The sequence below is a fragment of the Mesorhizobium sp. M0808 genome (assembly GCF_040320025.1).
Classification (GTDB): Bacteria; Pseudomonadota; Alphaproteobacteria; order Rhizobiales; family Rhizobiaceae; genus Mesorhizobium.
The window spans coordinates 201,174-213,928 of record NZ_JAMYOX010000002.1 but is presented as its reverse complement, the minus strand read 5'-3'; the positions used below and the strand labels follow the sequence as shown (position 1 = coordinate 213,928).

The window sequence follows — 12,755 nt, the reverse complement described above, 5'->3', positions numbered from 1 at the left end:
CGTGCCAGTTTCGGAATGGATGACAAACATCAACGAGATCAACGACATGCCAAAATCGTCGGCGCGCCGGCCCGCTGGGCGAGCAAGCCAAAGATTGTTCATTAGCGCAGTTGCACGCACATTTTTTGTGCAGCGCACAAGAATGCCGCCGAAATGATCAGACTTCGGCGCGCGCCAATTTCTGGCCGGCAATGTAGGCGTCGATCTCGTCGGGATCGAAGATCTGGCCGTCGAAGAAACCATCGGGACCGAGCACCAGGCTTGCCCCCGCCGAACCGACCGGAGTCGCGGCCTTCAGCGCGCCCTCGACCTTGGCATTGGCACCGGGAAGCGCCACGCCAAGCGGCTTCAACGCCGAGCGGTAGAGATCGGGGCGGTAGCAGTCGCGGGCAATAGCGAGGTTTTCCGGCGTGTGCGCGACATGCCCCCAGCGCACCATCTGCGTGTAGAACCACAGCGCATGGCTCTTCCACGGGAAGTTCGCCGCCTTGTTGAAGGGCAGAAAGAAGTCGCCGACACTCAGTTCGGCGCCGCCGCCGAGCGCCAGATGCCCGCTGAGGATCGGCATCTGCAGCGCCGGCGCAAGCCCGAGGAAGGCCGGCTGCGCCATAAGGGCCGCGAGTTCGTCACGGTTTGCCGGATCCTGGCACCAGCGCGCCGCGTGATGAAGCGCACGCAGCAGGGCTGAAAGCGCGTCCGGCTCTCTTTCCGCCCATGCCTTGCGCACGCCGACGACTTTCTCGGGGCTGGTCTTCCAGATGGCCGCCTTGACCGTGGCGATATGGCCGGTGCCCGCGACGACCGAGGCGCTGTTCCAGGGTTCGCCGACGCAGTAGCCGTCGATCCTGCCGGCGGCGAGCGCGTCGGCCATGAATGGCGGCGGCACGATGACGATCTCGATTTCACGCGACGGGTCGATGCCGCAGGCGGCGAGCCAGTAGCGCAATTCGTAATTGTGCCCGGAATGCGGATGGACGACGGCGAAGCGCAGCGGATCGCCGCCGCCATTCGCCCGTTCGCGAATCAGCGCTCGCAATGCCTTGCCGGCCCGCGCCGGATCGAGATCGGGTTGGGCGCCGTGCGCGGCCATGCCGGCCCAGACCTCGTTCGAAACCGTCACGCAATTGCCGCCGAGGCCGAGCGAGAACGGCACGACCGTATCGGAGGCGAGCGGCGTCAGCCCCAGATTGCAGGCGATCGGCATCGGCCCCAGCATATGCGCCAGGTCGAAATGGCCGATGGCGATGCGGTCGCGGATGTTGGCCCAGGATGTTTCCCGGTTGAGCGTCAGGTCGATGCCTTCACGCAGGGCGAAGCCGATTTCCTTCGCCGCGACTAGGACAGCGCTGTCGAAGAGCGGCATGAAGCCAGCATTGATCCGGTGCTCGGCCGCCATTCTCAACTCTCCTCGGGATCCAGCAGGCCTGCCGCCGTTACCAGGCTCTGGGCGATCTCGGCGATCTTGCGGTTCTGGTTCATGGCGGTCTTGCGCAGCAGCGTATACGCCGCGTCCTCCGACAGGCCGCGCGACTTCATCAGGATGCCCTTGGCTCGATCGATCACCTTGCGGCTTTCCAATTCGCTGCGGGCTTCTTCCAGTTCGCGCGCCATGCGCGAAAACGCATTGAAGCGGCTGATTGCCATGTCGAGGATCGGCTTGACCCGCTCCTGACGCAGGCCGTCGACGACATAGGCCGACACTCCGGCTTCCACCGCTGCTTCGATCGAAGCCTGATCGGAGCGGTCGACGAACATGGCGATCGGCCGCTTCACCACGCGCGAAAGCTGGAACATGTTTTCGAGCATGTCGCGGTTGGGATTTTCGAGATCGATGACGATCACGTCGGGTTCGATCTCGGCGATCCGCCGCGCTATGCCGGCGACGTCATGGATGACCGTGACCTGCTGATGCCCGGCCTCCCGCAATCCCGCTTCGATTATCGAAGCGCGGATGTGGTTCTCATCGATCACCAGGACAGTGAGGGATTTGCGGATCATGCCGCATTTTGCGCAGGCGAGACGATTGTGCAATGCGGCATCGCGAGATTCACGGAAACAAAGCCGGCGTCCAGGCGCCGCCTGAGGAATTGGACGCGACGGCCAGCGTCGCGGGCGGCGGTCGGCGACAACGAACGGGCAACGCGCCTGTCCGGCGTCCGCTGCTGGCAGGTGATCACGGCGCTCTACGTTATCTCGAGCGTGCTCGTCGGCACTGCACTACATCGGCCTGATCAAGGCCGTCGCTCGCCGACCCGCTGGTGCTGCCTTGGGTTGCCGCCGCCGTCGTCGGCGGCACCTCGATCTTCGGCGGCCGCGGCGGCTGCACCGGCACAATCAACGGCGCTGATCCCCACCGCGCTGACGACGCTGCTGACGATTTTGCAGATGCCGGAAGGGGCGTGGTGGATATTGTTTGGGTAAATCGTGCTGTTTGTGACGGCGGCTTATTTGCGGATTGTGGAGGAGAGATAGGGGGAAGCTGAGGCGGGGGGCTGCTTTGACCCAATCACGACGCTCACTCCGGTCAGTGGTAACGTCCGGATTTGGCGCGCGATTCCGACCTCAGCGAACGAGTTATGACACGCCATTCCAGTGTATGATTGCTTCGCCAAATTGGGGTGTGCGCTGCAATAGCAGCCCGAGACAGCCGCGCTTGCGGAAGGGGCTGTCGGCTCTGACGGGATTGGCGTAAGCTGCAGTTAAGGGGGTGCACACATGCACCGCATCATCGCCATAGCGATCTTAGTTCTCGCGGCCGCGTTCAGCTCAGCGCGGGCGGAGGTGCTGATCGGTGTCTCGGCTGCGATGACGGGACGGCTCGCCTGGATCGGCGAGCAGGGACAGCGCGGCGCGGAGATGGCAGTGGCCGACGTCAACACGGCGGGCGGCGTGCTCGGCCAGAAGGTGAGGCTCATCTCGGTCGACGACTTCTGCGATCCCGAGCAAGCTGTGGCGGCCGCCAAGAAGCTGGTGGCTGACGGGGTCGTGCTCGTCGTCGGGCATTATTGCTCCGGGGCCTCGATCCCCGCATCAAAAGTGTACGAGGAGGCGGGCGTCGTTGAGATATCCCCAGGCTCGACCAATCCGCAGCTGACCGAACAGGGCCGTGCCAATGTCTTTCGCACCATTGGCCGCGACGACGCGCAAGGTTTCATCGCCGGCAACTACCTTGCCGATCGCTGGGGCAACAAGAAGATTGCGATCCTCCACGACAATTCGACCTATGGGAAGGGTCTCGCTGACGAGACCAGGAAGCAGCTGAACAAGCGGGGCGTGACTGAGGCCGTTTACGACGCATACATTCCCGGGAAGGACGACTATTCGGCCGAGGTCGCTACGTTGCAGACCGCCGGCGTCTCCGCCTTATATGTGGGTGGGTATCATGCCGAGGTTGCGCTGATTGCTCGCGCTGCACACGACAGTGGCTACACGGTTCAGCTCATATCCGGAGATGCTTTGGCGACCGAGGAATTTGCCCTGATCGCCGGCCCCGCGGCGGAGGGGACCCTCTTCACGTTCCCGGCGGACCCGAGGCGAAGCGCCGAAGCGGCCGCGGTCGTTGAGCAGTTCCGTGCGGAGAATTTCGAACCCGCGGGCTACACGCTGTTGAGCTACTGCGCGGTCCAGGTTTGGGCCCAGGCAGTCTCGAAGGCAGGTTCGCTGGAGCAGAAGGCCATCATTGCGGCACTGCACGAACAGGAATTCGACACCGTCATCGGCCGGGTCGATTTCGACGACAAGGGCGACCTCACGAAGCAGAGTTGGGTTTGGTACGTCTGGCGCGGCGGAGAGTACGTGCCGGTTGAATAGGGTTCGCTGATCGCCGGCGTGCCGGCTGAGATGTCTAGTCTGATGCAGACCAGTGTGGCCGGACTGTTCCGACTCGCCGAGCTTGAACGCCTCGGCATACGCGGCCGGCTGTTGCTCGCCTTTTTCGGGATCAGCGCCCTTGCGGTGCTGGCAACCGCTGCGGCGCTTTATGCCTTCCTCCAGGTTGGCGACGTCGTGGACCGAATTACCACGGATCGAGTGCCGTCGGCGCTCGCCTCCCTCCAGCTGTCGCGCCAGGCCGAACGGGTCGCTGCTGCCGCGCCATCGGTGCTGGCAGCGACAAGCAGGGCTCAGCACAGCGAGGTCTCGGCTGCCGTCGCGCTCGAGATGTCCCGCCTCGAGGCCCTGCGCACGGACCTCCGGGATGCCACGTTGGGCACAGTGCCTTTGGCCGAGATCGAGGAAGCCGCGATTGTTCTGAGGCGCAACCTGAAGGAGCTCGACTCTCTTGTTGTCGCCCGGCTCGACGTGGTCGCCCGCAAGGAGGAGCTCCTGAACCGCCTCGCCGCGACGACGACCGGAAGCCAGCGCCTTGTGGCCACCGGCATCCTAGTAATGGATTCCAGGCTCCCGCAATGGCGGGCGGTCGCGGCCGACACGTCGCTGTCGCCCGATCGACGCGCAGCGGCGATGGCCGACCTGGTCCAGGCGATTGCGGCTTACATTCCCCAGCAGAAGGCGCAGCTGGAGATCTCGGCGGTCAACGACGCGCTGGTGAAGGTCGCGAACGCGCCGACGCCGGGCGACCTGGCGTTGATCCTTTTTCCGCTACGCCGTTCGCTCACTGCTCTTGAAAAGGTTTCCACGGAGATCGACGAAAAGCTGCGGACCCGCTTCCGGCAGCGTGTTGACGAGTTCAGGGGTTTGACCGACGGCGAGGACAGCATCCCCAAGGTGCGGGAGGACGAGTTTGCTGTCCTGGCACAGGGCGAAAGGCTTCTGGCCGAGAACAATCGACTGTCGCGCAATCTCACCGCTGGCGTCGATCGCCTGGTCGCCACGGCAGATCAGGAGATCGCTGCGTCCGGTCGCGAAGCCGCGCTCGTCCAGCGCTACGGCACCGCGGTTGTACTCGGCTCCGCCTTTCTCAGCCTCCTGAGTTCGGTTCTGGTTGTCTGGCTCTATGTCGACCGCAGCCTCCTCGCCCGACTGGGGGCCGTGAGCCAAGGCATGCTCGCGATTGCGGGGGGCAATCTTCGTGCGCCGCTGCCAGCCGCGGGCAGCGACGAAATCGGGCGCATGGCCGAAGCGCTGAGACTCTTCCGGGATACTGCTGTCGAGGTCGAGGAAAAGAACCTGCGCGACGTTGCGGAAGCTCGTCAGCGGCTCATCGATGCCATCGAAAGCATCTCCGAAGGATTCGCTCTGTACGACTGGGAGGACCGGCTCGTCCTCAGCAACAGCCGCTACCGCGAATTGCTCTACACCGGTCTGGAGACCGAACTGACGCCCGGCACGACATTCGAGCAAATCATTCGCCGATCCGCTGAGCGCGGCTACATCAGGGACGCCGAGGGGCGGGTCGAGGAGTGGGTCGCCGAGCGCCTCTCGCGGCACCGCAACCCTGGCGAACCTTGGGTGCAGAGGCGAGGCGACGGGCGATGGGTCATGGTCAGCGAGCGGCGGATCAGCGCCGGCGGCACGGTCGCCGTCTATTCGGACATCACTGAGCTGAAGCAAAGGGAGGAGAACCTCGCCGAGAAATCCGTGGTTCTGGAGGCGCTTTCCAGCAAGCTGGCGAAGTATCTGGCGCCCCAGGTGTATCGCTCGATATTCACCGGCCGCCAGGAGGTCAGGATCGCCAGCCAGCGGAAGAAACTGACAATATGCTTCTCCGATATCGCCGGCTTTACCGAGACCACTGACAAAATGGAATCCGAGGATCTCACCCAACTCCTCAATCACTATCTGACGGAAATGTCGAAAATTGCTTCGGATCACGGCGCGACGATCGACAAATATGTCGGCGACGCGATCCTGATGTTTTTCGGCGATCCCGAGACTCGCGGCGTCAAGGAGGACGCGCTGGCTTGCGCGCAGATGGCACTTGCAATGCAAAAGCGGATTAGCGAGCTTGCCGAAGTCTGGCGGGACATGGGGATCGAAACACCGCTGCGCTGTCGCATCGGCATCCATACCGACTACTGCACCGTCGGTAACTTCGGCAGCGAGGACCGGATGGACTACACGATAATCGGCGGCGCCGTGAATCTCGCCTCGCGCCTGGAGCAGGAGGCGCCGCCGGGGGCCATCCTCATTTCCTACGAGACGTTTGCGCAAGTGAAGGACGCAATCGACTGTGAGGAACTGGGGCAAGTCCAGGTCAAGGGGATCGCCTATCCCGTCGCCACCTACCGCGTCATCGATCTGAAGGCCAATTTGGCGGCCGCTCGTCGTGCTGTTCGAACGGAGCTGCCGCACTTCAGGTTGGAACTTGAACCGGAGCTGATGTCCCCTGACGAGCGTGGCGATGCCGCCAATGCACTTCGAGACGCGCTGGATCGGCTTCGTCACAAGCCTGGGTAGTAGGGCTTGGTCCACAACGACCCCTCCCAATGGACACAAGGAGTGGGATGTGGGACGCCGCTCATTGGCGCTATCGATGCGAAGGCCGCAGAACGGTCGCGGTCAGTCTTCGAACTCGGGCGGAACGTCCGCATCGGAGCCGAGACTTAACATTCACGGCATCACTGGCAAGGTCCGGATATGGCGCTTTGCTGATGTTGAGTAACGTCAGTTTTGGCCTAAACCACCCCAATCAAACAGCCACCCTCCCCTGCACCACCTCCTCCGCATTGGGGTCGCCCGGTGCCGTCGCCCAGGCCAGTTCGACGAGTGTCACCGTCCGCCGGCCAACCCCATCCAGCTGGCAGACGATCAGGCCCTGTTCCTCGATATAGCTCAGCAGGCGCCGGGCGCGGCGTAGCGAGTGCGAGCCGTAGGCGCGGGCGATTGCCGCGTCGCTCGGGCAGGGCCAGCCCTCCTTAGCGGCGCGAGCGATCATCATGAAGACACCCTGCATATCCTCGGGCAGCAGCGAGGCGCGCGTCGAGACGTCCTGCCAGGCGTCGTCGCCTGCCATGTCGGAGCCCAGCCCGGCGCGGGCGCGCGTCAGCATGCGGCGGAACGCGGGGAGATCCGGCACGACCGCGGCGAGGCCCTCTATGCGGCAGCGGACCACGAACTCCTGATAGAGCACGCCGATGACGCGGAACCCGGCGTCGGGTTGCGCCAGCACGGCGCGCAGAACCCGGTCCACCCGCTCACGCCGCTCCGCCAAATCCTCGGCGCTGATCGGCGGCTCCACCGCTTCGGGGCGGATTTCCAGCGTCGCCGATTTTGCCGCCATCAGCTGATCGAGCAGGTCCGGCGACGAGCGGCGCTGCGGCCGCACGGTTTCGGGCGGCGGGGCCGCCAGGATGATCGCGCGCGCGTCCTCCAGTCCCGCTTCCGGCAGCGGCATCAGGCGCGGGGTCGCATTGCGCGGACTCGTATCGGTCGGGCCGATGCGCAAGCCGAGCGGACGGCGCGACAGCGCTGGGCCGAGCGCCATGAATTGCCCGCGCTCCAGGTCGCGAAAAGCCTCCGCCTGGCGCCGCTCCATGCCGAGAAGGTCGGCAGCGCGCGCCATGTCGATATCGAGAAAGGTCCGGCCATGGGGGCTCTGCTTGGCTTGCCGGTCACACAAATACGATAGGGTTTTTCTCGCGCCGTGCCATGCGGATCAATTCCGATAGTCCATCGGCAAATTCCCGAACCCATGCGTCGGTGCTGGATTCGATCAGCCGCAATTCGCGCTCAAGCTCGACAAAGCTCGGCTCCTCGATGACGTCTCCGACACTGCAGGCTGAAAAAAGGACAATCCGTTCCAAGGCCGAGCCTTCGCCGAGAAGGCCGGCAATCGCCTCCCTAAGCGCGGCGACGTGGGCGATGTTTCCGACACGCCAGTCGCACACCGTGACCACGTCCCAGGTGAGATTTACGCCCTCGGGATGGACCACCTCGCATTCGCCCGTTGTCGGTTCCCGCTGAAAGCGATAGCCGGGGAATTCCCGCTCCATGGTCGAAGCGCTTTTGAAAACTGCCACGTCGAGACCCATTCCGATCCTCCGGCTAGCCCCAAGCCAAAGCAGGCGCGCAGCACTACTCCGGCAGCCCCGCCACCCGCATGGCGTCGGTCACGATTCCTTGCGGGTGCTGCCGCCACGAATCGATCATAAATGGCCTCGCGCCATCAGGCGAAACACATCTAGTTTAGCGCCTACCAAGAAAACACTTGGCGTGAGCGGACTTAGCGATCGGGTAGCTCAGCCCAAAGCTTCTTCGCGAAGCCCCGTTCGTCGAGTTCCCACAAGTCGTCTGCTATCTCAGCTTGGCCGTTGCGGCATCGATAGGAATAAACGGTATCGTGACCCGTCGCGACGGCTGGAACGTCTTCCGCGTTTGGATTCTGCCGGCAGAACTCATCCGCACCAGGATTGTCGCGTGCCACGTTCATCTTGGTGCACGGCAGGTTGGCGCCGACGAAGCAGACCATGACCCTGCCGTCCATGCAGCGATATTGGGCCTGTGCCCCCAGTTCGGAATCGTCCGGCGCAATTTGAGCGTCCGGAGCCAGCGCCTTGAACGCCTGGACCGTCTCGTCATGAAGCGCGGGCGAATAGTCCTGGATCGTGTCGTCGTTGCGCACCTGGCGGCACAATTGGTGCATGTCGGCAGCCTCCGCTTTCGTGACGCCGAGCGCGGCAAGGCTGAGCAGGGCTCCAACCAGCCATGCCGCAGCGCCGGTGTTCGAAAAACGGGACATTTTCATCGCAAAACCTCCTTCGAAAAATGCGCATGAAACCGCTCGCGACTTGGCGCCGCAGAGCAGACACTTGAGCAAGAGTATCAGGATAGCGCGCAATTTGACCGCCACCAGCCAGTAGACAGTCCCATCGACGGCGGCGGCAAGCCGCAGAATAGCCACCATCAGGATTTTCTCTGCCCGGGAGACGGCATGGATGCCATCAGGGCGCATGTACCCGATCATCACTGCGACCGCGCCGGCAATCTAGAGCCGTAGCGGCTTTCTGCCGATCAGCCGCCGCGGGACCTCGATCCCGATCGCGAAGATCAGCATAGCGTACAGCGCAGCCAATGCGCCGAGCAGCGTGGCGCCAGTCTCACACAGCCAAACTCCCCTGCTCCGCCTCCTCCGCGTTCGGATCGCCCGGTGCCGTCGCCCAGGCGAGCTCCACCAGCGTCACCGTCCGCCTTCCAGTGCCATCAAGCTGGCAGACGATGAGGCCTTGCTCCTCGATATAGCTCAGCAGGCGCCGGGCGCGGCGTAGCGAGTGCGAGCCGTAGGCGCGGGCGATTGCCGCGTCGCTCGGGCAGGGCCAGCCCTCCTTAGCGGCGCGAGCGATCATCATGAAGACACCCTGCATATCCTCGGGCAGCAGCGAGGCGCGCGTCGAGACGTCCTGCCAGGCGTCGTCGCCTGCCATGTCGGAGCCCAGCCCGGCGCGGGCGCGCGTCAGCATGCGGCGGAACGCGGGGAGATCCGGCACGACCGCGGCGAGGCCCTCTATGCGGCAGCGGACCACGAACTCCTGATAGAGCACGCCGATGACGCGGAACCCGGCGTCGGGTTGCGCCAGCACGGCGCGCAGAACCCGGTCCACCCGCTCACGCCGCTCCGCCAAATCCTCGGCGCTGATCGGCGGCTCCACCGCTTCGGGGCGGATTTCCAGCGTCGCCGATTTTGCCGCCATCAGCTGATCGAGCAGGTCCGGCGACGAGCGGCGCTGCGGCCGCACGGTTTCGGGCGGCGGGGCCGCCAGGATGATCGCGCGCGCGTCCTCCAGTCCCGCTTCCGGCAGCGGCATCAGGCGCGGGGTCGCATTGCGCGGACTCGTATCGGTCGGGCCGATGCGCAAGCCGAGCGGACGGCGCGACAGCGCCGGGCCGAGCGCCATGAATTGCCCGCGCTCCAGGTCGCGAAAAGCCTCCGCCTGGCGCCGCTCCATGCCGAGAAGGTCGGCGGCGCGCGCCATGTCGATATCGAGAAAAGTCCGGCCCATGAGGAAATTGGAAGCCTCGGCGGCGACGTTCTTGGCGAGCTTGGCCAGCCGCTGGGTGGCGATTATGCCGGCCAGCCCGCGTTTGCGGCCGCGGCACATCAGATTGGTCATGGCGCCGAGCGAGAGCTTGCGTGCCTCGTCCGAAACCTCGCCGGCGACGGCCGGCGCGAACAGCTGCGCCTCGTCCACCACCACCAGCATCGGGTACCAGTGGTCGCGGGCGACCTCGAAAAGCCCGCCGAGGAAGGCGGCGGCGCGCCGCATCTGGTTCTCGGCGTCGAGCCCCTCGAGATTGAGCACCGTGGAGACGCGGTGGATGCGCGCCCGCTCGCCGGCGCTCTGCAGGCCGCGCTCGGTATGCTCCTCGGCGTCGATCACCAGATGGCCAAAACGGTCGCCCAGCGTCACGAAGTCGCCTTCGGGGTCGATGATGGTCTGCTGCACCCAGGGCGCGCTCTGCTCCAAGAGCCGGCGCAGCAGGTGGGACTTGCCGGAGCCCGAATTGCCCTGCACCAGAAGCCGCGTCGCCAGCAGTTCCTCAAGATCCAGCGCCGCCGGGGCGCCTGCGCTCGTCTGGCCCATCTCGATCGCAACGGTCATGTCTCGACTCTCCTTGCGGAGAGGGCTTATCAACCGCATCACAGCCCGTCGAGCGCGCCATGGCCGGCGCTCCGTGTTGCACACAGGCTGGATGTCGCGGACGATCGAGGATACGGAACGTACCGTTTCGATTCGATGAGGCTTGCCTCTTCAGGTCGAAAACCGGTACCCGCCTTTCACCGGCTGGGCCTGCCTGGCTTTCTGCGAGCCGGCGCGCGCGGCCGCCGCAAGAATGCTCTCCATCAGGTCCTTTTCGCGCAGCGGTTTGCCGAGCAGCGGCACGTCGGGAGGCCGGTCGGCGATCGCGTCGGCATCGGCATATCCCGTTATCATCACCGCCGGCCAATCGGACCGCAGATTGCGGGCGAACCGAATGACCTCCAGGCCCGAGACCAGCGGCATGGCAAAATCGGTGACGATGACATCGAAATCGTACGGCGCCCGCTCGATCATCGCCAGCGCTTCGGCACCGCCCCCGGCACAGGTAACCGCAAAGCCGTGTTGGCGAAGCGATTGGGCCGTCAGTTCCCGTAGTACATTGCTGTCGTCGATCAGCAGGACCGATGGATAGTCCTCGCCGGCATTCCCGACGCTGTCGTCGGGATCGGACTTCTCGGCGATTTCCACCGGGCGCTCGATTGAACGCGGCAGCCAGAGCTGGACGGATGTTCCACTGCCGACGGTGCTTTCAATGCGAAGCGTGCCGCCCGATTGCTTGACGAAACCATGCACCGTGCTCAGACCGAGGCCAGTGCCTTTGCCGACCGGTTTTGTGGTGAAGAACGGTTCGACGACCTTGGCGAGAATGTCAGCCGGTATGCCCGACCCCGTGTCCTTGACCGTGACCACGACATAGTCGCCCGCCGAAATATCCTCGGCTGCACTGCCTAGCGTTCGATTTTGCGCCTCCACGATTATCGTGCCGCCGGACGGCATGGCATCGCGCGCGTTGAAGACCAGGTTCATCAGCGCGAGCTCCAGCTGGCCGGCATCGACATGCGCCGGCCACACAGTGTCGTCGACAAGCCAATCGAAACGGATCAGGCCGCCCAGGACCGGGGCCACCAACCCGTTCATTGTATCGCCGAGCGCGGCGAGGCGCACGGCCTGCGGCCGCAGCGTCTGGCGGCGCGAGAAGGCAAGCATGCGGTTGACGAGCTCGGCGCCTTGTTTTGCCGACCGGCGTGTCAGTTCCAGAACCTGCCTGGTCTGTCCGTCGAACTCGGCATGGCGCTCGAGCAATCCCAATCCGCTGAGAATTGCGGCAAGCAGATTGTTGAAATCATGCGCCAGGCCGCCGGTAAGCTTGCCGATCGCGTCGAGGCGCTGCGACTGCAGCAGCTGGTCCTCAAGCTCGCGCCGTTCGGTAACGTCCAGCAATGTGCCGAGGATCTCGGGCTTCCGGCCGTCGGAGCCATTCGACAGGACGCCCTGATCGAGAAAAATCCGGTAATTGCCGTCGGCGCATTGCCAGCGGAATTCGCAGGTGTAGGAGCCGGTGGCCTTGGCTGCGAGCAGGACCTCCCTCACTCTCGGCAGATCGTCGGGATGAACGCGGCTCAGGCCGAAGCCTGGATCGGCGGTCAGCCGTTCCGCAGGAAAGCCGGTCAGGCGTTCGACCCCTTCGGTGACAAAGCTGGCGCCGAACGGCGGCTCCGCCGCCCTTGCGTGGAAGCAGACCGGAAGAGAGCTCAAAATGGCATGCTGCCGCTCCTGTGCGCTGCGCAGCGCCCGCTCGGCCTCGAGCTTTTCCTTCTGCGCTTGCAGTGCCTGGGCCAGCAGCCGTTGCTCGGCAGCCGCCTTTTGCTGGATTTCGAGCGTCTTCTCATGAAGTTCGACGAACACGGCAACCTTGGAACGCAGCATGGCCGGGTCGAAAGGCTTGAACACGTAATCCACCGCGCCGGCGTCGTAGCCGCGCAGCATGTGCGCGTCTTCCTTGTTGATGGCGGTGAGAAAAATTATCGGCGTTCGCCTGGATTGCTCGCGCTGGCGGATCAATCCCGCGGTCTCGTAGCCATCCAGCCGGGGCATCAGCACGTCCAGCAGGATGACTGCGAAATCCTCCTTCAGCAGTGCGCGCAACGCCTCTTCGCCCGACTGCACGCAGACGACTTCACCGATAGGGGCCAGAACCTCGCCGATCGCCAGCAGATTGCGCTCGTCGTCATCCACGGCCAGGATGCGCGCCTTTGCCGGCCCCGCTGCCGGCGCCATGACCTCCAGCTTCCTTGCTCCGTTTCTCGACAGCTTCTGCAT

8 protein-coding genes and 2 pseudogenes are annotated in these 12,755 nt (G+C 64.5%); 3 read left to right on the top strand and 7 right to left on the bottom strand.

Annotation, left to right across the window (positions count from 1 at the left end):
* Positions 1-157: 157 nt before the first annotated feature.
* Positions 158-1,396 (bottom strand): CmpA/NrtA family ABC transporter substrate-binding protein, encoded by a 1,239-nt coding sequence (locus tag NKI25_RS04070; RefSeq protein ID WP_352591068.1) that lies wholly within the window; start codon positions 1,394-1,396, stop codon positions 158-160.
* Positions 1,397-1,398: 2 nt separating this feature from the next.
* On the bottom strand, positions 1,399-1,998 hold the full coding sequence (locus NKI25_RS04065; RefSeq protein WP_023676288.1) for an ANTAR domain-containing response regulator: 600 nt from the start codon (positions 1,996-1,998) through the stop codon (positions 1,399-1,401).
* A gap of 117 nt (positions 1,999-2,115) precedes the next feature.
* Here NKI25_RS04065 and NKI25_RS04060 point away from each other — a divergent pair.
* The 3 genes and pseudogenes from NKI25_RS04060 to NKI25_RS04050 all read left to right on the top strand — a co-directional run.
* A pseudogene (locus NKI25_RS04060) lies at positions 2,116-2,421 on the top strand (ABC transporter permease); the annotation flags it as partial.
* A 294-nt stretch (positions 2,422-2,715) separates the two neighbouring features.
* The gene (locus NKI25_RS04055) at positions 2,716-3,810 is read left to right on the top strand and encodes a branched-chain amino acid ABC transporter substrate-binding protein (RefSeq protein ID WP_352697121.1); all 1,095 of its coding nucleotides are present in this window, start codon (positions 2,716-2,718) and stop codon (positions 3,808-3,810) included.
* Positions 3,811-3,852: 42 nt separating this feature from the next.
* On the top strand, positions 3,853-6,357 hold the full coding sequence (locus tag NKI25_RS04050) for an adenylate/guanylate cyclase domain-containing protein (protein WP_352454712.1): 2,505 nt from the start codon (positions 3,853-3,855) through the stop codon (positions 6,355-6,357).
* 232 nt (positions 6,358-6,589) lie between these two features.
* Here the strand turns inward: NKI25_RS04050 and NKI25_RS04045 are convergent.
* The 5 genes and pseudogenes from NKI25_RS04045 to NKI25_RS04025 all read right to left on the bottom strand — a co-directional run.
* Positions 6,590-7,486 (bottom strand): annotated as a pseudogene (locus tag NKI25_RS04045) (ATP-binding protein); the annotation flags it as partial.
* A 25-nt stretch (positions 7,487-7,511) separates the two neighbouring features.
* Complete coding sequence (locus NKI25_RS04040) at positions 7,512-7,931, bottom strand: hypothetical protein (protein WP_352998204.1); 420 nt, start codon at positions 7,929-7,931, stop codon at positions 7,512-7,514.
* A gap of 191 nt (positions 7,932-8,122) precedes the next feature.
* On the bottom strand, positions 8,123-8,851 hold the full coding sequence (locus NKI25_RS04035) for a hypothetical protein (RefSeq protein WP_352998203.1): 729 nt from the start codon (positions 8,849-8,851) through the stop codon (positions 8,123-8,125).
* A 145-nt stretch (positions 8,852-8,996) separates the two neighbouring features.
* Positions 8,997-10,496, bottom strand: coding sequence for a helicase HerA domain-containing protein (locus NKI25_RS04030; protein ID WP_352998202.1), 1,500 nt, complete (start codon positions 10,494-10,496; stop codon positions 8,997-8,999).
* 150 nt (positions 10,497-10,646) lie between these two features.
* Positions 10,647-12,713, bottom strand: coding sequence for a PAS domain-containing hybrid sensor histidine kinase/response regulator (locus NKI25_RS04025; RefSeq protein ID WP_245274681.1), 2,067 nt, complete (start codon positions 12,711-12,713; stop codon positions 10,647-10,649).
* Positions 12,714-12,755 lie beyond the last annotated feature (42 nt).